Annotated in this window: 21 protein-coding genes; 11 read left to right on the forward strand and 10 right to left on the reverse strand. The window is 44.9% G+C overall.

Annotated features, from left to right (window positions below; genetic code table 11):
* Positions 1-48: 48 nt before the first annotated feature.
* The 4 genes from gldG to I5M27_RS12490 form a co-directional block, all read right to left on the reverse strand.
* Positions 49-1,746 (reverse strand): gliding motility-associated ABC transporter substrate-binding protein GldG, encoded by a 1,698-nt coding sequence (gene gldG, locus I5M27_RS12475; RefSeq protein WP_200506557.1) that lies wholly within the window; start codon positions 1,744-1,746, stop codon positions 49-51.
* Positions 1,740-2,468 (reverse strand): gliding motility-associated ABC transporter permease subunit GldF, encoded by a 729-nt coding sequence (gene gldF / locus I5M27_RS12480; protein ID WP_200506558.1) that lies wholly within the window; start codon positions 2,466-2,468, stop codon positions 1,740-1,742. The genes gldG and gldF overlap by 7 nt, the downstream gene beginning before the upstream one ends.
* A gap of 97 nt (positions 2,469-2,565) precedes the next feature.
* Positions 2,566-3,483, reverse strand: a complete 918-nt coding sequence (gene gldA / locus I5M27_RS12485; RefSeq protein WP_200506559.1) for a gliding motility-associated ABC transporter ATP-binding subunit GldA — start codon at positions 3,481-3,483, stop codon at positions 2,566-2,568.
* A 141-nt stretch (positions 3,484-3,624) separates the two neighbouring features.
* Entirely contained in the window at positions 3,625-4,335 is a 711-nt protein-coding gene (locus I5M27_RS12490) for an SDR family oxidoreductase (protein ID WP_317193594.1), read from the reverse strand.
* Positions 4,336-4,561: 226 nt separating this feature from the next.
* Here I5M27_RS12490 and I5M27_RS12495 point away from each other — a divergent pair, with 226 nt between their 5' ends.
* On the forward strand, positions 4,562-5,302 hold the full coding sequence (locus tag I5M27_RS12495) for a head GIN domain-containing protein (RefSeq protein ID WP_200506560.1): 741 nt from the start codon (positions 4,562-4,564) through the stop codon (positions 5,300-5,302).
* A 135-nt stretch (positions 5,303-5,437) separates the two neighbouring features.
* On the opposite strand, the gene I5M27_RS12500 is transcribed toward I5M27_RS12495, so the two are convergent.
* Positions 5,438-6,148 (reverse strand): SDR family NAD(P)-dependent oxidoreductase, encoded by a 711-nt coding sequence (locus I5M27_RS12500; RefSeq protein ID WP_200506561.1) that lies wholly within the window; start codon positions 6,146-6,148, stop codon positions 5,438-5,440.
* An 82-nt stretch (positions 6,149-6,230) separates the two neighbouring features.
* Between I5M27_RS12500 and I5M27_RS12505 the strand changes: the two genes are divergently transcribed.
* From I5M27_RS12505 to I5M27_RS12545, 9 genes are all read left to right on the forward strand, one after another.
* The gene (locus I5M27_RS12505) at positions 6,231-6,959 is read left to right on the forward strand and encodes an MlaE family ABC transporter permease (RefSeq protein WP_200506562.1); all 729 of its coding nucleotides are present in this window, start codon (positions 6,231-6,233) and stop codon (positions 6,957-6,959) included.
* Positions 6,960-7,067: 108 nt separating this feature from the next.
* Positions 7,068-7,850, forward strand: a complete 783-nt coding sequence (locus I5M27_RS12510) for an ABC transporter ATP-binding protein (RefSeq protein WP_200506563.1) — start codon at positions 7,068-7,070, stop codon at positions 7,848-7,850.
* Between the two features lie 184 nt (positions 7,851-8,034).
* Positions 8,035-8,451, forward strand: coding sequence for a VOC family protein (locus I5M27_RS12515; protein WP_200506564.1), 417 nt, complete (start codon positions 8,035-8,037; stop codon positions 8,449-8,451).
* 112 nt (positions 8,452-8,563) lie between these two features.
* Positions 8,564-9,139 carry a Crp/Fnr family transcriptional regulator gene (locus tag I5M27_RS12520; protein ID WP_200506565.1) on the forward strand — a complete coding sequence of 192 codons (576 nt, stop codon included), beginning with the start codon at positions 8,564-8,566 and terminating at the stop codon, positions 9,137-9,139.
* A gap of 445 nt (positions 9,140-9,584) precedes the next feature.
* Positions 9,585-10,418 carry a 4,5-DOPA-extradiol-dioxygenase gene (gene ygiD, locus I5M27_RS12525; protein WP_449500870.1) on the forward strand — a complete coding sequence of 278 codons (834 nt, stop codon included), beginning with the start codon at positions 9,585-9,587 and terminating at the stop codon, positions 10,416-10,418.
* 89 nt (positions 10,419-10,507) lie between these two features.
* Positions 10,508-11,188, forward strand: coding sequence for an alpha/beta hydrolase (locus I5M27_RS12530; RefSeq protein WP_200506567.1), 681 nt, complete (start codon positions 10,508-10,510; stop codon positions 11,186-11,188).
* 176 nt (positions 11,189-11,364) lie between these two features.
* Complete coding sequence (locus tag I5M27_RS12535; RefSeq protein ID WP_200506568.1) at positions 11,365-12,102, forward strand: SIMPL domain-containing protein; 738 nt, start codon at positions 11,365-11,367, stop codon at positions 12,100-12,102.
* 133 nt (positions 12,103-12,235) lie between these two features.
* Positions 12,236-12,478 (forward strand): DUF433 domain-containing protein, encoded by a 243-nt coding sequence (locus tag I5M27_RS12540; protein ID WP_200506569.1) that lies wholly within the window; start codon positions 12,236-12,238, stop codon positions 12,476-12,478.
* Between the two features lie 471 nt (positions 12,479-12,949).
* Positions 12,950-14,779: an AAA family ATPase gene (locus I5M27_RS12545; RefSeq protein WP_200506570.1), complete on the forward strand. Its 1,830-nt coding sequence runs from the start codon at positions 12,950-12,952 to the stop codon at positions 14,777-14,779.
* 85 nt (positions 14,780-14,864) lie between these two features.
* Here the strand turns inward: I5M27_RS12545 and I5M27_RS12550 are convergent, their stop codons facing one another.
* Genes I5M27_RS12550 through I5M27_RS12560 form a run of 3 tightly spaced genes read right to left on the reverse strand, consistent with a single transcriptional unit; the run spans position 14,865 to position 17,202 of the window.
* Positions 14,865-15,473, reverse strand: coding sequence for a bifunctional nuclease domain-containing protein (locus tag I5M27_RS12550; protein ID WP_200506571.1), 609 nt, complete (start codon positions 15,471-15,473; stop codon positions 14,865-14,867).
* A gap of 19 nt (positions 15,474-15,492) precedes the next feature.
* On the reverse strand, positions 15,493-16,461 hold the full coding sequence (locus I5M27_RS12555) for an electron transfer flavoprotein subunit alpha/FixB family protein (RefSeq protein WP_200506572.1): 969 nt from the start codon (positions 16,459-16,461) through the stop codon (positions 15,493-15,495).
* 3 nt (positions 16,462-16,464) lie between these two features.
* Positions 16,465-17,202 (reverse strand): electron transfer flavoprotein subunit beta/FixA family protein, encoded by a 738-nt coding sequence (locus I5M27_RS12560; protein ID WP_200506573.1) that lies wholly within the window; start codon positions 17,200-17,202, stop codon positions 16,465-16,467.
* A gap of 62 nt (positions 17,203-17,264) precedes the next feature.
* On the opposite strand from I5M27_RS12560, the gene I5M27_RS12565 reads away from it, so the two are divergent.
* Complete coding sequence (locus I5M27_RS12565) at positions 17,265-17,606, forward strand: tetratricopeptide repeat protein (protein WP_200506574.1); 342 nt, start codon at positions 17,265-17,267, stop codon at positions 17,604-17,606.
* A gap of 779 nt (positions 17,607-18,385) precedes the next feature.
* Here the strand turns inward: I5M27_RS12565 and I5M27_RS12570 are convergent.
* Both I5M27_RS12570 and kaiC read right to left on the reverse strand, forming a co-directional pair.
* Positions 18,386-18,715: a circadian clock KaiB family protein gene (locus tag I5M27_RS12570; protein WP_234462519.1), complete on the reverse strand. Its 330-nt coding sequence runs from the start codon at positions 18,713-18,715 to the stop codon at positions 18,386-18,388.
* Positions 18,716-18,756: 41 nt separating this feature from the next.
* Complete coding sequence (gene kaiC / locus I5M27_RS12575) at positions 18,757-20,217, reverse strand: circadian clock protein KaiC (RefSeq protein ID WP_200506575.1); 1,461 nt, start codon at positions 20,215-20,217, stop codon at positions 18,757-18,759.
* Positions 20,218-20,648: the final 431 nt, after the last annotated feature.

The raw sequence follows: 20,648 nt of genomic DNA on the forward strand, positions 1-20,648 counted from the left end.
TTAAAAACCTCCCAGATCTCTTAGTTCTGGGAGGTTTTAACCGGTATGCTATCTGGCGTATTTGCGTTTGCGCAGGTAAAAACGAACAATTCCATAAAGCGCTAACAATACCAATGGAAGCACAATATTGATCATTTGCCAACGAGTGCGTTCTTCTTTCAGCTTTACTTTATCGAGCGGGCGCAATACGATTTCTTTGGTACGCACCGCGATCAGGCCGCTTTCGTCGAGCATGTAATCGAGCGCGTTCATAGCAAACTCCTTGTTTCCGAATTTTACGCCGGCAAAACGGTCGTAACCCAATTCTAAAGGCGTATTGGTCTTTTTGTTTACATCGTTACGGATAAGGTCGCCATCGGAAACGATCACCAGTTTACCCGGTTTGCCGAATTCCACGAAACCAACCTGCTGCTGTTTTTCCGGGGCCAGGCGGTTTTTATATAGCGAGCGGAACGAGCCTTCGAGCATGTAGGCAACCGGCAACGGACCTTTAGTGAAAACCCTCGGATTAACGTCTAAACGGGCCTCGTTGAAATTCACGCGTACCGGAGCCGGTAAAATGCGGGCATAACGCGAAGTGAACATGAGCGGCGTTTTCCGGATTCCCGGCGCTTTTACCGTATCGATGGTGCTTACGAACTTGGTGTAAACCGCATCGAGATTTTTGGTGATCGGGTGTTTGCTGAAATTATTTACCAGCGGAAAATAGCGCCACGGGGTCATTTCGGTTTGCGGCTGATTACCTACAAAACCAACCACCATCGGAATAAAGCCGGAGCTCAGATCCTGGATCATGTCGTTGTTCATCCGGAAACCAAAACGGAAGAAAAGGTCATCCAGATTGGTATTGTGTGGGAATGAAAAAGTGCCTTTCTCTCCAATGCTGTCGAGGCTGATATTCATCGGATCGTATAATAAAAACACGTTGCCGCCTTTTACCAGATACTGGTCGATCTTGAATTTATCGGGTTCGCCGAAACGTTCGGTTGGCCGGGCCAGTACAATGGCATCGAAGCCTTCCAGCGTATTTCGTTGCGTAATGTCCACCCGGTCTACGTCGTAATATTCGCTCAGCGCATTCATCAGGCTGGAAGTTTCAAGTACGTTCAGTTCGCCGTGGCCTTCCAGGAAACCAATTTTCTTCCGTTTCTTAATGGTCAGTTTCCGGATAGCCGAAGCCAGTTCATATTCCACACCTTCCACCGATTGGTTCAAGCGTTGCTCCGGCGAAGCGGCCTGGTTGCCTTTCAACAACAATACCGGAATCTCTTTGCCCCGGTACGAAATAACCGCGCCCGGAAAAATGATCTTCTCTACGCGTTTATCGCCTTCCATGGCGTTGAGGTTGGTGGGCTGCAGGCCTTTTTTAGCGAGCTGCAAATAAAATTCGTTGCGGGCTTTCTGATCCGGGCTGGCGCTTGGGTCTACGAATTTGTATTGGATATTCTGGCCGGAATAAATGCGGAACTCGTCGAGCTTTTCTTTAATAGAGCTCTGCAAGCGTTTGAAACCGGCCGGGAATTCGCCCTCCAGGTACACTTCCACATAAACCACATCGTCCAGGTTTTCGAGCAGTTTTTTAGTGGCCGGCGAAATGCTGTAACGCTTATCTTCGGTAAGGTCCCAGCGGAAAAAAACCTGGGTGGCCAGTACGTTGAGTAAAATAATGATGCCGGCCAGAATAAAGAACCGGATAATTTCGTGGGTTTTCCGGTTACGGACTTTTTTGGTGTTTTCTGCTACCATTTTCTGCTCTCCAAAACCAGTTTAGTGGCTACAATCATCAGGGCGCTCACGCTTACAAAATACAGCACGTCGCGGGAATCTATCAGGCCTTTGCTGATGGTTTCGTAGTGGTACTGAATGCCCAGGTAAGAAATAAAATAAGAAAGCGGGCCCCACACATCAATAGAAGCCAGCATATCGAAGCCGGTGTAAACAATGAAGCAAAGCAGCACCGCCACGATAAAGGAAATGATCTGGTCTTTGCTGATGCTGGAAGCAAAAATGCCGATGGCCGTAAAAACCGCCGCTAAAAACACCAGCCCAATGTAGGAACCGAATACGCCAGCCGAATCGATGTTGCCTTTAGGGTCTCCCAGATAATAAACCGAAACGTAATAAATAAGCGTAGGAAGCAAGGCGAAAAGTACGAGCAGCAAACAGGCAAAATACTTACCCAGAATGATCTGCAGGTCGGTTACGGGGCGGGTTAAAAGCAACTCGATGGTGCCGGCTTTCTTTTCTTCGGCAAACGAGCGCATGGTAATGGCCGGAATGAGGAAAAGGAAAACCCAGGGCGCGATGGCAAAAAGGGGCTGCAGATCGGCGTAGCCAAAATCGAGTACGTTGCTTTGCGGAAAAAACCACATGTACAGCCCGGTTACCACCAGAAAAACCCCGATCACGATATACGCGACAAGGGAATTAAGGAAGCTGTTTATTTCTTTGCGAAGAATTGCAAACATTCTTTTTTAATTATTGAATGAGTGAATAAGTGAATTATTGATTGATTTTTCAGGATTTCCGTTATTTTCTCATTCAATAATTCACTCTTTCTCTAATTTATTTTTGCTGCGTTAACTGCTGGAATACTTTTTCCAGGGAATTTTCTTCCTGGCGCAGGCCTAATAAGATCCAGTTCTGTTCGGCGGCCAGTTTGGAAACGGCAGAACGCGGGTCGTCGGTTTTGGCGGAAACGATGCGGTAGCTGTTGCCTTCCAGTCTTTTCACTTCTTTTACCTGCGGAAGCGCTTGCAGCAGGCGTTCGTCGGCTGGATTTTCGAATTCGGCAATGGTTACGCGCTGGCCTTTGGTATTGCTTTCCAGGTCGGCAACGCTGCTGTCGGCCACCAGTTTTCCGCGGTTAATGATCACTACGCGGTCGCAGATGGCGGCCACTTCCTGCATGATGTGGGTGGAAAAGATCACCGTTTTTTCGCGGCCGATATTTTTGATCACGTTGCGGATCTCCTGGATCTGGTTCGGATCGAGACCGGTGGTTGGTTCATCGAGAATTAAAACATCGGGATTATGCACCAAAGCCTGCGCCAGACCAACGCGCTGGCGATACCCTTTACTTAAAGCGCCGATCTTTTTGCCTTGTTCACGCTGCAAACCAACCAGGTCAACCATTTCTTTTACCCGTTTCTGCAGCGCCGAACCCGACAGATTATGCAGCGAACCGATAAATTCGAGGTATTCCTTCACGTACATATCCAGGTAAAGCGGGTTGTGCTCGGGCAGGTAGCCCACGTGCCGGCGTACTTCCACCGGGTTTTCTTCCACATCGAAGCCGCTTACTTTTACCAAACCCGAAGTGGGCGGCACGTAACAGGTCGCAATTTTCATGGTGGTAGATTTGCCCGCGCCGTTCGGCCCCAGGAAACCCACGATCTCACCACTTTTCACCGAGAAAGAAATATCATCTACGGCGCGTTGCGTACCATATATTTTGGTCAGATTTTTTACTTCAACAGACACTGAACTAATTAAAAATTAGAAATTAAGAATTAGAAATTTTCTAAATCTGTAATTGAAACGCCTTTTTTCGCCCGGCAGTATTTAACTATCCGAATGGCTTGCGGTTAATGGGCAAAACTACGAGTTTTTTCGCGCTTTTCCCTAGCGTTTTTGCTTGCCCTTGGGCATTAAAGGCCGCACTTCAATATCTACGTGGTGGTAATTGGGCGAGGATTGCAGGGCGTGCAGAATGGTAGAAGCAATATCTTCGGGCTGCATCATGTTTTCGTTGGCTGTAACCGAACCGATGTTATCGAAGAAATTGGTTTGTACCGAACCCGGATAAATGCAGGTTACTTTTATGCCGAAATTCCGCACTTCTTTGTAAAGCGAAGCTGAAATGCCCCGCACGGCGTGCTTGGTAGCGCAATAGCCGCTCATTTCCTCAATACCCGTAGTACCCGCAATGGAAGAAATATTGATGATGTGGCCGCTTTCCAGGCGTTTCATTTCCGGCAAAACCAGGCGCGTGCAGTAGAAAATGCCGTCCACGTTCGTACGAAACATCGTGCGCCAGTCTTCTACCGAAAGTTCTTCAAATTTGCCGGTAATGCCTAAACCTGCATTGTTGATCAGCCCGAAAATATCAGCGCCTAATTGCTGAGTGGTTTGGGTAAAAGCATCTTCTACCGAATACTGGTCCTGCACGTCGGTCGGGAAGAAGTGGAAATCCAGATGATCGAGCTTCGGTTTACTTCTCCCCCAGCCTGCCACCACGGCGCCCGCTTCCAGCAATGCCTGCGCCGTTGCCAGGCCAATGCCTTTGCTCACGCCGGTAATAATGATTAACTTTCCTTTCAGATTCATATGCATAGCTTGCTTTTTTGGGTGAAGTTAGAAACTCGCCTACGATAAAAAAAATAACGGCGGCACTTCTTCCCGGTGGCTATAAACAACGATTCGGCTCAAAACGCTGCTTGGGACAAAAACTGGTTTAGACTTTTTAATCCGAAAACGATAGCGTTTTTACCGGTAAAACCGCAGTCAGCTGCAATAACAAAACAGTAAAATTTATCAAAAATTCTTTCTTTTCCCCATCATGCATTTCCGCCGGCTTCTGACTTTTTCCCTGGTTTTCCCTAGCGTTTTACTGACCAGCTGCCAGAAAGAAAACGCGCTTGACTGCGTAAAAAGCACCGGCCAGATCATTTCCGAAACCCGCAGTTTGCCGCCATTCCGGAAACTGAAGGTTTCCGACAATCTGGATGTGAAGATCGTGGCCGATACCGCGCATTTTGTGGAAGTGAAAGCCGGCGAAAACCTGCAGGAAAATATTCTGGCGGAAGTACGAAACGGCGAACTCTGGCTCCAGAATATTAACAAATGCAATTGGGTAAGGAGCTATAGAAAACCGGTCGAAATTACAGTTCACGTGGCAAATCTTACCGATATTTTTCAGGATGGTTTTGGCACTATTTCAAGCGAATCCGTTTTACCTTCAGACAGTCTTTTCCTGCACCTGACCTCGTCCGGCGACTATGATCTGAACCTGAAAACCAAATTCCTCTGGCTCGATATGTACGAAACCGGCGACATGAAACTGCAAGGCACCAACGAAAAGCTAAACGCCTACAATTACAGCATGGGCCGCCTGCAGGCTTCCGGACTTCAAAACAAAGAAGCCAATATCCTGGTTACCCACTTAGGCGATGCTTACGTAGAAGCCACCCAAATTTTAAGTGCCACGATCGAAAACAAAGGCAACGTTTACTATAAAAACCAGCCTGACAAAGTGTCAAGACAAGGCAAGGGCGAGGGCCAGCTTCTTCAGTTGAAATAATGGTATGGTTTTTCTTGCTAAAACTGTTTGCTAAAGATTTTAGCCCTCGCACTTTAAAGTCGTATTAAGCATCTTATAAAGCTTTAATTCAGAATTTTATAAGCCTTTATCTAATCTTTAACTTCAGACTTAAAACTACACAATATCGCCTAATTGCGGCCGGAGCAGCACTTCTTCTACTACTGAATTCTTCGACAAAATGTAGGTTGCGTATACCACTTCGGCTACGTCCTCGGACTTCATAAAACGTTCTACCGGGAGGTCAACACCCTCCCAGCTGGCGGTATAGGTTGCACCCGGCAGAATGGCCGTAACCTTGATCCCAAACTCTTTTAATTCTTCCCGCAGGCACTTGGTCATGCCATACATAGCGAACTTGGTAATGCTGTAAGATCCGCCATTCGGGTAAGCCCGGATGCTGGCCGTAGAGCAGATATTAAAGATGTGGCCATGTTTGCGTTTGATCATATCGGGGAGCAAACCTTTGGTAAGATAGTAGGCCGAATAAAGGTTTGCAGCCATCATGGCCGGCAAAACATCGTTCGTTTCATCTATAATTTTTCCGGGAATAAAAATGCCGGTATTATTAATCAGCACTTCGATTTTTACGTGCAGGTTATTTACAAAAGCCAGGAATGCGTTGCGTTCATTTTCCAGTCCGAGGTCGGCTGAAAAGTAATGCACTTTAGAAAAAGTATACTTCCTTTCAATTTCCAGTTTCAGGTTTTCGAGGTCTTTTTCGCCCCGCGCGCAGGTTATGATATGGAATCCTTCGGTGGCAAATTTTTCGATAATAGCACGGCCAATTCCTTTGGTCCCGCCGGTAACTAAAATATATTTTTGCATCTTTGAGCGTTTAATCGAATTTCCACGTAATATAGGCAATTCTAAATTATTGAATCCTTAACAAAGTCCTTTTCACTTCTGCATGAAGACCCTCGGTAATTACCTTTTATTTTTATCTTCCCAATTTGTTCGCGGCGAATCGCTGAAAATTCTTTCCCGCCGGTTTATCGACGAGGCCGTTTTGATCGGGATCAGCTCTGTTTCTATTGTAGCCATCGTTTCTACTTTTATTGGTGCGGTAACCTGCGTTCAGATCGCTTATAACCTTACCAACGCTTTAATTCCGCGTTCTACTATCGGTTTTATGGTGCGCGAAATGACGATCCTGGAGCTGGCTCCTACCATTACTTCCATCGTTTTGGCCGGTAAAGTAGGCTCTAACATTGCAGGCGGCCTGGGCACCATGCGTATTACAGAACAAATAGATGCGCTGGAAGTTATGGGCATTAATTCTACTTCTTACCTGGTTCTGCCTAAAATTCTGGCGGCTATTGCCATGTTCCCGCTGCTGGTAATTCTGGCCATGACGCTTTCAATCCTGGGCGGTTACGTTGCAGGCACCTTAACCGGTTCTTTAACCCCGCAGGAATACGTAGAAGGCCTGCGCGATGCCTTTATACCTTACAACATTACGTTTGCGCTCATAAAATCGGTAGTTTTTGCGTTCCTGATCTCTTCTATTTCAGCGTATCAGGGCTTTTTTACCAAAGGCGGCGCCCTGGAAGTAGGCGAAGCGAGTACCAAAGCCGTTACCAACAGCATTATTGGCGTACTGCTGGCCGATTACCTTTGCGCGCAGGTGCTTTTATAATGGTTGATGATTAAATGTTAATGAACAATAGAAACTCAAAAAAACGGGTATTTCATTTTCCATTAATCAAATATTAATCATTATTCATTAAACATTACCCATTAATTCATGATCGAAATACATAATATTCATAAATCTTTTAACGGCGTGGAAGTGCTGAAAGGCATTGACGGCGTTTTTGAAACCGGCAAAACTACTCTCTTGTTGGGCGCTTCGGGAACCGGGAAAAGCGTTTTATTGCAGTGCATTGTGGGGCTTTTAAAACCCGATCTGGGCAGTATTACTTACGACGGCAAAGTTTTTACCAACAACCGGCTGGATCTGAAACAGGAGATCCGCCGCAAGATCGGCATGCTATTCCAGGGCAGCGCCTTGTTCGACTCCATGACGGTGCAGGAAAACGTGGAATTCCCCCTGAAAATGCTTACGCCCGACATGACCCGCGATGAACGCATGGAACGGGTTGATTTCTGCCTGAAACGGGTTGGCCTGGAAGCGGCGCACAAAAAAATGCCTTCGGAACTTTCCGGCGGGATGAAAAAGCGCGTAGGCATTGCCCGCGCCATTGCCCCGAACTGTACCTACCTTTTCTGCGACGAACCAAACTCCGGCCTCGATCCGCTTACTTCCATTAAAATTGATGAACTGATCTACGAGATCACCAAGGAATACAACATTACCACTGTAATTGTAACCCACGATATGAACTCGGTAATCGAGATCGGCGACCATATCATGTTCCTGCACGACGGATTAAAGGTGTGGGAAGGAAGCAAGGACAACATTATGGATACCAACGTGAAAGACCTGAACAATTTCATTTTTGCTAACAGCCTGATGCGTGCAGCCAAACGCGTGGAAGACGAAGGCGGCGAGATTGATAAACTGTAAGAATTTGATCTGATCTGAAGGTCAGGCTGGTTTTCCGGCCTGACTTTTTTGTGCTGTTTGCATACCGTTTTATGTTTAATTGTCTGTAAAAAGGAAGAGCCCGATCGGGAATAATTTTCAGGCTACGCATAAAATGTTTAATTTTCAGTTAATCGAAAACCGAAACTTCTTAAAACCTGAAACTATGACCAAAGAAATCTGGCTGAATTTGCCGGTAAAAGATATTGCAAGATCCAAAGCCTTTTACACCGCGCTGGGCTTTACTTTCGATCCACGCCACGGCAACAGCACCGAAGCGGCAGGCATGATCATCGGGGAAAAGAAAATGATGGTTATGCTGTTCAACGAAGCCAATTTCCAACAGTTTACCGGCCACGGCATTGCCGATACATCTAAAGGCAACGAGCTCCTGATCTCTTTTGATGCTGAAAGCCGCGAAGAGATTGATGAACTGGCCCGCAAAGCGGAAGCTGCCGGCGGCATTATTTTCGGTAAACCGGCTGAGCATCAGGGCTGGATGTACGGCTGCGGTTTCATCGATCCGGACGGACACCGCTGGAACGCCCTGTTTATGGATATGGATAAACTTCCGAAGCAGTAAAAACGCTATGGTTTTGAAGCAAAAAAGTCAGGTTGAGGAATCGGCCTGACTTTTTTATGAATTTTTGCTACCGTTTACCCGAATTGTTAACTTGCTCTTTCTAAATACGATTATGGCTGAAATGCTTTCAAGATCTTTCCGGGAAAAAGTGGGTGTCGATGAGGCTGAATTCGAAGTTTGCCGGTCCTTTTTCGTTCCTGGTGAGCTTAAAAAGAAACAATTCCTGCTGCAGGAAGGTGAAGTCTGCAACCGGCTGGCTTTTGTAGAAAAAGGCGCATTATTTTCTTACAGCACCACTGCCAAAGGTGCGCAGAACGTGATCCAGTTCGCGTTTGAAGGCTGGTGGATCGCCGACCTGTACAGTTTTTTCACCCAGGAACCCTCTAAACTGACCATCGAAGCCCTGGAAGATTGCGAGCTGCTTTTCATTGACCGCAAAAGCCACCAGCAGTTATTAGAAAAACTACCCAAATACGAAACCTATACCCGCCTTTTATACCAGAACGCCTACATCGCCCTGCAACGCCGCCTGGAAAGCACCATCGGCCTGACCGCCGAAGAAAAATACCGGAGGCTTTTGGAGCTATATCCTGCCTTACTGCACCGCATACCGCTGCAACTCATCGCCTCCTACCTGGGCGTTACCCCGGAGACCCTGAGCCGCATCCGGAAGCAGATTGCTTCTTAAATTTAGAGCACCGAATTACACTCAAACAAATCTGTCATCCTGAGCACAAGTGAGCGCAGGAGCGCGAAGCTTGCGCGCGTAGCGCTGAAGGCCCCTCGTTGGCATGCAGCAGAAATAAATTTTCTGGCACCAGTTTTTGGGCCTTAGCAGGTAGCGTTTGGGTACGTTGTAGTTTGTATTTTTACTACCCTCCGACGAGGTTCTTCGCTCAAGCTCAGGATAACAACTATTGCTGGCATTCCAGTTGCGGCCGATTTCTTATCATATGTCAATCCGATTCATTTTTAAGGTTAGTAATTTTGTAATGTTAGCTGCCAGATAGTTAATTAGTTGAATTCGATAAGAATTTAACGTCTACAGCTTGGCAGAAACATTTGAACCTATAAAGAATAAAATTATGGAACGGAGAAAATTCTTAAGTAGCTTGGCGATTGGCGCTGCGGGCATTACTACGCTTTCAGCTTTCAATAAATTCACCTCGGTTTTATCGGAACAGGAAAGCCTGATGCCGGTATTATTTATCGGGCATGGTACGCCCATGAACGGGATCCAGGACACCGAATTCAGCCGTAAATGGACCGCTTTAGGCAAAGAAATACCTACACCGAAAGCGGTATTGGTCGTTTCGGCGCATTGGTTAAGCAAAGGCACTCGCATTACGGCCATGGATTTCCCGAAAACCATCCACGATTTTGGCGGCTTCCCGAAGGAGTTATTCGCGGTGCAATACCCGGCGCCGGGCAGCCCGAGTATTGCCAAAGAAACCGCTTCGATCATTAAATCTACCACAGTAGTAGAAGACCACGACTGGGGCTTAGATCACGGCGCCTGGACCGTGATCCGCCACATGTACCCGAAAGCCAATATTCCGGTGCTGCAGCTCAGCATCGATTATACCAAAGGTCCGCAATACCATTACGACCTGGCCAAAGAGCTTTACGGGCTTCGGAAAAAGGGCGTACTGATTGTAGGCAGCGGCAATATGGTGCACAACCTGGGCATGGTTGCCTGGGATAGACTGAACGATGCGGAATACGGTTACGACTGGGCCAAACAGATAAACGGCACGTTCAAAGACCTGATCAGCAAAGGCCACCACGACAAACTGATCAAATACGAAGCCCTGGGCAAAGAAGCGCTGCTGGCCATTCCAACGCCGGAACATTACTGGCCGCTGCTTTACACCCTGGCTCTGCAAGGCAAAAAAGACGATATTTCGTTCTTCAACGATAAAGTTGTAGGCGGCTCGCTTACCATGACTTCCGTAAAGATCGGGTAAAACGTATGCGCCGGAAAAGCTTTTCTATGATGACCTTCTTATTTATACTCCTGACTTTTTTTAGCTGTCAGGTAAAACCGGAAACTGCTATGATTACTATAAACGAACAACCTTCAGCCACGGGGCAAACCGAAGAAAAGCTGGCTTTGCATTATTTGGAAAGGCCGGCAAAAACTGCCGCCGGAAAACGCCGGGCCATCATTCTACTTCACGGGGTAGGCAGCAACGAACAGGATCTGTTTGGTTTGGCTCCGCACCTGCCCGATGATCTGCTGGTAATTTCGCCGCGCGGTCCGTTTACCTTGGGTGCCGGCCGGTACGCCTGGTACGAAGTCGATTTTTCCACCGGAAAACCCGTATTCAACGCCAGCCAGGAAGCCCAAAGCCGGGAACTGATCCTGCAATTTATCCGGCAGGTAAAGCAGAAATATAAGCTGGACGAAGTGTATCTGGGCGGTTTCAGCCAGGGCGGCATCATGAGCTACAGCATCGGCCTCACCCACCCTACCGAAGTTACCGGGATCATGTCCTTAAGCGGCCGCCTGCTTACGGAAATACGGCCTCAGGTAAAACCAGGCAAAGACCTGAAAAACCTGAAGGTCTTCATTTCGCACGGCACCAAGGATGGCACCTTGCCCGTTCATTACGCCCGCGAAGCTTCCACGTATATCCAGGAGTTGGGAATTAAGCAGACTTACCATGAATTCGAAATAGGGCATCAGTTGAATGATCAGGTGTTAGCCGAATTGGTTAAGTGGCTTCAGAAATAAGGAATAGTAAAGTAGCTTCTTCAAACGCTATGGTTTGCAGGTAAGTTTGCAGGTAAAAAAGTCAGGTTGGGTTTCCGGCCTGACTTTTTAATTTATTCGGCATAGCGTTTGGAAAGGAACATTATATTAAATTTTCTAAATCCAACGTTAACTATCCAATTCCTAAACTTCCAGCCATGTATAAAATTCCTGTATTCGTTGCCCTTTTAGCGTTAGCAAGTTGCCAAGCCAATGAAGGCCGGATCGATTCCCGCCATAAAACCATTATGATAAAAGCAGCCGGTGAAGTAGAAACTGTACCCGATATGGCGACTTTCCGGATCCACCTGTCGTGTTTAAAACCAACCATTGGTGCTTCAAAACAATGTCTGGTAGATAAATCGAATGCGCTGCATAAAAAGCTGTTAAACTTTAACCTCTACCCGAAGGATATACTTACTACTTCCGTGGATCTGCAAAAAGGCTATGAATGGCGGAATAACTCCCGGGTTTTTACGGGTTATAACAGCGCCACTACCCTGATCGTGACGGTGAAAAACCTGGATAACCTGGACCGGATCTACACCGAGCTGATCGAAAACCAGAATTTAGAGATCGGGAATTTAGTGTACTCCCATTCTAAGTTAGACAGCCTTAAAAACGAAGCCTACCTGAAAGCACTCCGCAATTCCAAGGTGCTGGCCGACCGGTTACTGACCGAACTGCCGGAAAAGAAAAAGGAAATTTTAAAGATCGGGAATGTGGCTATTTCGGCGTCTTTGCCGGAACCCAGAGATGCGGCGCAACAGGATTATGCCGTTTATGAACAAGCAGCCACCGTTGGGGTTGCGGCGCAAGCTAACCGGTCTATTTCGGTAAGCCGAGGAACGGTGCTGGTAAATGCGGATTTGTTTGTGGAATATTTAATTAAATAGAATTCAAGCCGATTTATGAGTTAGAGCTTTTTGCTGAATTTGGGTAGCGTTTTGCTTGAAAAATTCGTTTATAAATTGACATGCTTTTAAAGCCTGAAAATTATCGATAGATTGAATTTCGTTTTGAATTGCCATGAAAGATATAAAAGATTACATCGCCACAGATCCGGAAGTTTTAGGTAGGCAGCCGGTCTTCAAAGGTACGCGGGTTCCAATAGAAACGATGTTTCTGCATTTGGAAAAAGGTGTTTCATTGGATGAATTCCTGGAAGATTTCCCGAGTGTACAGAAAGAACAGGCTGTGGCGGTTTTAGGATTTGCAGAGAAAATAATGACTTCCAAGAATATCCTGAAACTTTATGAAACTGCTGCTTGACGAAAATCTTCCCTAGCGACTAAAACTCGATTTTCCAGAGCACGAAATTTACACCGTTTTTGAGAAAGGCTGGGCTGGCAAGAAAGATGGCGAAATAATGGAATTGCTAAAAGCCGGGAACTTTGACGCCTTCCTTACTTTCGACCGGAATCTACAATATCAACAAAACTTCAAAAAGTTTACTGTTCCGGTTTTGGTGCTGAGTGCGCCTGACAATACTTATCTGACCTTAAAAGAATTTGTTCCCAAGATCCAAATGATATTTAAAGGGAAATTGATTTCAGGGGTAAACGTTATTTCATAAGAACGCTATCGTTTTAAAGCAAAAAAGTCAGGCTGGGTTTCCGGCCTGACTTTTTTGTTGGGTTCAGGTAGCATTTATCAACACCAAGAATTGCTAACATAAAACATTAGAATATATCCAAAATTTCTTATATTGCTTTATAGTTTGGAAAGAAAACAATCATTCTAATGAATATTATTGATCAGATCGAAATAAAAAATTTCCGTTCTTTTGGAAATAGAAAGAAAGAATCTATTAAGGTAATTCGTTGTCAAGATCTTAATATTATTTCAGGAGCAAATGACTCAGGTAAATCAAATATTCTAAGGGCTTTAAATTTATTTTTTAATAAAAAAACAGATTTAAACAGCTTTTTCAATTTTGAGAAGGACTTCTTTAAAAAGGAAGGATATGATGATAATGAGATAAAGGAGGAGTTAGTAACAATTAAAATATGGTTTGTTAACCCTAAGAATATTGGTAAGAATAATGAGAAGAAAACCAACATTTACCTACCAGAAAAATTTTGGGTAAGCAGGAGATGGAAAAACACATCTGAATTTAGCCAATATGTTCAATTATCAAGTATTGAAAGAGAATTTGAAGATGAAAAGGGAAATGATTTTAATTACTTTTTAGAAAACAAACCAGATGGCTCTAAATCTTTAAAATCTAATGCTAGAGCAAGTTTACAAAAACAATTAACAGACTTTATCAATTCAATCCAGTTTCACTATATACCAGCGATAAAGGATAACAATTACTTTTCTCACCTTTATGGTGAACTCCAGCAAACATTATGGAAGACAAAGATTTCTTCGGTAGAAGAAAGAAAAAATGAATTTGAAAAAGCAATCCAAGTTGAAACAGATCAACTGATGGAAGAATTTAAAAATTCAATAGATTCTAATGGTAACAACTTTATCGAACCAGTTTTTCAACTTCCTTCTGATCTAATTAATTTATTCCGGGCATTAGTGGTTCAAACAGGCAATGTGGATTTAACACTTAGAGGTGATGGATTCCAAGCAAAACTAATACCTGAAATTCTCAATTTTATTGCCATTAAAGAACTCTCATTTACTACAAAAAGTATTAAATCTGATTACAAGGCGAAGAAATATTTTATTTGGGGTTTCGAAGAACCAGAAAATTCTTACGAATACAGAAATGCCCAAATCCTTGCTCAAAAATTTAAATCAAAGTTCTCAAAAAACGCTCAAATTTTCATATCCACCCACTCATTCAACTTCTTAGCTTTAAGAGGGGATAATATTAGTTTTTATAGAGTTTGGAAAGACTTAAAGGTCAAAAGCTCTAAAATAACCAAACTTAGATTTGACTCTCAGGGAAAAATAAAATTTGATTCAACCACATTAAATTCTGATTGGGAATTACTTCAGGACGAATTAGGATTCTTTTATTTAAATGAGGAATTAAGTTTAATCTATGAAGAAAAAAGAAAACAACTTGATTTAATTAAAAAGAGAACAGAAGAAATCAATAAAGCAATTATTTACTCAGAAGGCCTTAACTATAAATACTTGGAAAAGGCCAAAAGTATTTTCACTCCTGATTTGGATATTGAAATAAAGGATTGCGGTGGCAAAAATGAACTCCAAAAAATATTTAAATTATTTGCAAAAACTGGGTTTGATAGATTTAAAGTATTTTTTGTCTTCGATTGTGATGCTAAAGCACCCTATTTAGATTGTAAGGATTCTAAAAGCCATAACCTAATTCCTTATATTTTTCCAATTAACAAAAAAAATACAACTCCAGAACTGCAATGTGGTATTGAAAATATGTTTGATTCAGACATTATAGATTCTATTGAAGAAGAAAAACTATTTGATGTAACTGAGGTGAAAAGGAATAATCAAATAATTTCAAGAGAGAGAAAAATAAGAAAAGATTTTCTTCTTTCTCACATTATTAATGACCGTAAAGAAGAATCTGATTTTATAAATTTCGAGCATTTTTTCACTTCAGTCGAATCAGAACTATCCAATAATTAACATAATTTAAGAATAACTTTTCTCCCAAAACATAAAAAAGTCAGGCCTTACAGCCTGACTTTTTTATATCAAAACAATAGCGTTTTTAACCGCGTTTTTGTATTTCATCCCGGATCTTGGCGGCTTTTTCGTAGTCTTCCTTGGCCAGGGCTTCTTCCAGCATCTTGTTCAGGTCTTCTACCGAGGTTTCGGTAATTTTCTCCTTCTTCTCGGCGGCTGGTTTGCTTTCGGCTTTGGTTTCCGAGGTTTCGTCTAATTCGCTGTCCTCGTCTTCGTCTTCCAGGTCGCTCAGAATAATGCCGGCTTCCGAAAGTACGGTTTCTACGGTGTAGATCGGTACATTAAAGCGCAGGCCAATGGCAATGGCATCGGAAGGGCGCGCATCGAGGTCGAATTGCTTGTCGCCGTCGTTACACACGATCTTGGAGTAGAATACGCCTTCTTTCAGGTCGGAGATCATTACTTCCTGCACCGTTACTCCCACCTGCTCGGCAAAAGATTTGAACAGGTCGTGCGTGAGCGGACGGTTCGGGTTTATTTTTTCTATCTGGATCGCAATGCTTTGCGCCTCAAACATACCAATAATGATCGGTAACCGGCGGTTTCCGTCTTTCTCCCCCAGCACCAACGCGAACGAACCTGATTGGCTCTGGCTCGACGAAAGGCCTAAAATTTCCAGCTGAATTTTTTTCACAGTTTTTCTATCTTCTCTACTAACGCAATTGTTTCGCTGCTTCAATTAACTTCGGAACTACCTCGAAGGCATCGCCCACGATGCCGTAATCGGCTGCCTTAAAGAACGGCGCTTCCGGATCTTTGTTAATAACGACAATTACTTTAGAAGAGTTAACCCCGGCCAAATGCTGGATAGCACCCGAAATACCGATGGCAATGTAAAGGTTAGGCGAAACGGTGATTCCGGTCTGGCCCACGTGCTCATGATGCGGTCTCCAGTCTACGTCGGCAACCGGTTTAGAGCAGGCTGTAGCCGCGCCTAAAGCCTTCGCCAGGTCTTCTACCAAATGCCAGTTTTCCGGGCCTTTCAAACCACGGCCACCTGAAACTACGATGTCCGCTTCCGGCAATAAAATGTCGCCGGTCTGCTGGATCACCTCTTTCGGCGCAACCGCTACGTCGGCATCGGTAAGCGAGGCAGAGAAATTCTCTACCGTAGCTTCGCCGGTTTCGTGACCAACTTCGATGGTGTTTTTCTTAACAGCAATAATTTTTACGTCCGCCGTCAGGTTCACGTCCGCAAACGCTTTACCTGAATAAACGCCGCGACGCACTTTAAAAGTATTACCAGAAATTTCCGGTAACGCTACCACGTTCGTAGCTAAAGAAGCGCCTAAACGCACCGCTAAACGCGAACCAATGGCCGAACCGATATTGGTATTGGAAAGGATAATTACTTTGGAAGCCTCTTTCTGAGCCGCGGCCGCAATAACTTTTACGTACGCCAGGTTTACAAAATTCTTCAGGCGGGCATCGTTATCGAAAAGCACTTTTTTAATGCCCTGCGCGCCTAAATGCTTCAGGTTTTCTTCCGAAATATCGCCGATGGCAACCGCCGTTGCCGTGGTACCCATTTGCTGTGCTACTTTGCTGCCGTAGGTTGCCGCCTCTAAAGACGATTTTTTAACCTCGCCGTTCGCACATTCAATTACAACTAAAACTGACATATATTATATAACTTTAGCTTCGTTTCTTAATAAGGTTATCAATTCGCCGGCATTTTCCGGAGCGATCATCTTCACGCCGGTTTTCTGCGGAGGCAGGGCGAATGTTTCGATCTCGGTTTTGGTCTCGGAGCCGGTTGGTTCTACCACTTTCAAAGGCTTGGTACGGGCCGTCATGATGCCGCGCATGTTCGGAATTCTTGGCTCCGTCATCGGCTGCTGCGCCGAAACCACAATTGGCAACTGCGCATCGATAATCTCATGACCACCTTCAATTTCGCGCTGAACCGTGGCCGTGTTGCCGTTTACATCAAGCTTCACGCCCGGGGTAATAGAAGGAATGCCTAACATTTCAGCCACCATACCGTGCACCTGGAAACCGTTGTAGTCAACAGATTCTTTTCCCATCAGGATCAGGTCGAAGTTTTCGGCTTTGGCGTAGTTAGCAATTTGGGTAGCTACAAAGAAAGCATCGGTTGGTTTGGCGTTGATGCGAACCGCATCGTCGGCGCCAATGGCCAGGGCTTTACGGATGTTGGCTTCGGTATCGGCTTCGCCTACGTTCAGAACGGTAACGGTGCCGCCCTGGGCTTCTTTCAGCTCAATAGCACGGGTTAACGCGTATTCGTCGTAAGGGTTTATTACAAATTGCACGCCGGCCGTGTTGAACTGCTTATTATCGGGCGTGAACGTTATTTTGGTAGTAGTATCGGGTACGTTGCTGATGCAAACTAAAATCTTCATTTTTCGCTCTGTATGCTTAAGAAGGTTTAACTTTGGGGCGAAGTTAGCAATTATTTAAAATAATGGAAACCAACAACGCGCGATTAACCCAACTTTTAGCTTTTTATCAGGAAGACCCGACCGATGCTTTCACCATTTATGCCCTGGCTACCGAATACCTGAAGCTGGATCTTGCCGAATCGCGGAAATATTACGAATTGCTGCTAGCCGATCATCCGAATTACGTGGGCACGTATTATCATGCTGCCAAGCTTTACGATGAGCTGGGTTTGAAAGACAAAGCCGAGGAAACATATCAGAAAGGGTTGAAAATAAGCCGCCAGGAAGGAAACATGCACGCTTTTTCGGAATTGCAGCAGGCTTATAATAAGTTTAGGGGCTTGGATTATGAGGATGAGGATTAATGAGGTGATTTTATTCGGTCATCTCGACGTCAGGAGAGATCTCATCGGGTTGGTTAAATGTTTGCTATTGAGTTTTTATGCCTGAAAGGATACCGTTTTTATAGCTTGCTTCTTTTTAAAGCTTTCAACTTTCAATTAAGCTTTTCCCCTCCAGCCGGGAGGCTTCGTTTAGCTACGCTGAATCTCCGATTTCTGCGTTCGCGGCTGCAACCCTTCCTGCCCTACCGGGCTGCCTCGTTCCTCGGCACCGGAAGTCTTGGAGGCCGCTCTCACAGAAACTGGTGTCAGCTTTCCTTCGTAGCTTGCTTCTTTTTAGTTTAGTTTTCCGGATAACGTGATTTTCAGGTTACGCTGCGCTGGCGATAGGCGTGAAATCAAACTAAAAATAATCCTGTCTATCCTTTAATCTTGAAAATCGTGTTCAGACAAGAATTCTTTAATCTCCTAATCTGATAAATCCAAATTCAGACAAATATTCATTCCCGTCTGCTTTAGCTGACAGTATATACTTCCTTCCTGGATAGTCGCAGATTCAGGAGATTTTGGGAGAGGGTTGGGTTAATTGAGTTCTCGTTTGCTGATCAAAGTCCGTCCCTGTTTTTGAGGGAGGATTTAAATGGGGTAAATTCTGATTCAGACCGCTATCCGGAAAACGAAGAAATGTTTGGTAAGCAATTAATTTCCCGGAATCAGGATATTATCCTGAACCCATAAAAACAAAAAAGCCGGAAACCTTTATGCAAAGCTTTCCGACTTTTTGTTTGCCAAACCATAGCTTTTCAGCTTTTATCTGACGCAATTCCAAGCCCCGTGAGTACGCGCGTTTTAACCGATAAAGCCCCGATGATACGGGTTTCGGGTAAAGGCCATTTTCTTACCAGCGTAGGTATAGCCAGAATACCGGCTTCTTCGGCCCTTTGCGGTTCTACCTGAATGTCAACAATTTCGAGCTCGCAATTTCCTTTCAGGTTTTCTTTGCAAATAGCCTGCAGCATTTCAACCGCCTCCATAGATGTAAGACTGTTGCCGTTAATAAAAAGCTGTAAAACGTATTTGTTCATATTTCCTTTAAAAGCCGAAAACCTGCTCCATTCTTTTATTTCTTTCAAATTTTTCTTTCCTCGAATTCTTATCCCTTTTTTGCCTTTTTTTAATTCTGTTTAATAACTACGGGGTTGCCGGTTAAAATGCCGCTTACGCCCACAAACGGGTCACCAATGTTCATGCCCTGGCTGTCTATGGTAAACCGGCGGATGGCTGCATCGTGGCGGGAACCGCGCATTTTCAGTACGGTTATGCTGCGTTGCATCTCCCCGGAAACCTCCACGTAACGTAGCAGGATTATGGTATCCGTAATGGTAGAAATATTGCCTTCGGTAACCGAAGAGCCGCCGGTTAACAGCGGCGTGGTAGCAGTAAACATGCCCGTAATTTCCTCGTGTTTCAGGAACGAAGTAAGGGCAATGATAAATTCGCGGAAACCTTTTTCGGTAGACGTGCGCGTTAAAGCCGAGAGGCTGTCGATGGCAATTCTGTCGGGCTTAAAATCCTTTACAATTTCCTGAATATTAACAAAATGATCTTCCAGGGAAGAAACTTCCGGATAAATGCAGACTACTTTCAGCAGACCGTCTTTTTCGAGTTGCTCAAAATCCTGGCCCCAGCCTCTGGCATTGCGGAATAACTGTTCGCGGCTTTCTTCGAAGGCCATCAGCAGGCAGCGTCCTTTTTTTTCGCGGATGCCGTTAATAAAGTTGGCCACCAAAAGCGTTTTGCCCGCCCCGGTAGCGCCCGAAACCAGGATGATGGAGTCGCGGTAAAATCCGCCGCCGCACATTTCGTCGAGTTTGGCCACGCCGGAACTTACCCGCGCAGTAGACGAACGCTGATTCAGTTCCATGGCCGAAAGCGGAATAATTACGATGGCCTGGCCGGGAATAATGGTGAACGGATGCTCGCCTTTTACGTGGTTACTGCCCCGGAATTTCAGAATTTCAATCGTCCGGCGGCGCTTTTCCTTATTCAGTACATTGCGCAGAATAATTACGTTATCGGTCAGGAATTCTTCCACGCCAAACCGGGAAATGTCGCCGTATTCTTCGGTGCGTTCGGCGGTAATAATGGAAGTAGTCTGGAGGCGGCGCAGCGTCATGGCAACTTTAAAAAGCTCGCGCCTGATGGTGTGCATTTCCGGAAATTGTGAAAACACGCTGCCGATTGAATCGATCACCACCCGTTTGGCTTTGCTTTTGGTTATGGCATGCTCCAGGCGCACCCGGAAAGCACTCAGGTCATATTCCCCGATCGTTACCGATTCTTCATCTTTAGGCGAGCCGTCCAGAAATACCCATTTACCTTCTTTTTCCCATTTGTCTATATCCCAGTTAAAGCTGCGCAGGTTCTGACGGATATCGTTTACCTGTTCTTCGAACGTAACAAACACGCCCGGCTGGTCGAAAAGCGCAATGCCCATAGCAAGGTACTGGGCCCCAAACAACGTTTTGGCGCTGCCCGAAGTACCGGCAATCAGAGTAGTTCTTCCTTCGGGCAAACCACCATCGGAAATATGATCGAAAGCCGGAATGCCGGTTAGTATTTTTTTAATATTCATGAATAATAGGTAGCACTGTTTAATACAACAAATACAACACTAACCTTGCCGGGGGAAGTTTTGCTTAAGGGTAAGCGGGGCCGGAAACAGCTGTTTCCAGGAGAAAATAAAAAAAAATATACTGCTGCCTTCGGGGAAACAGCGTCTTTTGACGTTGGAATTTATTAAAGATAACAGATATTCTGAATATATTGTTTTTTCCGAAAAATTACTTGAAAAAAAATCGAGAAAGAGCAGCTAATAACCCGGCAAAGATATGCAGATAAATTGAAAAGATAAAATACGGAAACATTCGCTCCCTGCTGCGAAACAGGCGCGGCATCGGGTTTATGCCTGCAAAACCTTACCGTTTTTTAAGTACCGAAACTGTTCCGGGCACCAGGAATTTGGAAGTAAATTAAAAGGGCACTAACTAAAACGCAGGTAACAAG

It is taken from the genome of Adhaeribacter terrigena (assembly GCF_016623615.1).
GTDB lineage: Bacteria > Bacteroidota > Bacteroidia > Cytophagales > Hymenobacteraceae > Adhaeribacter_A > Adhaeribacter_A terrigena.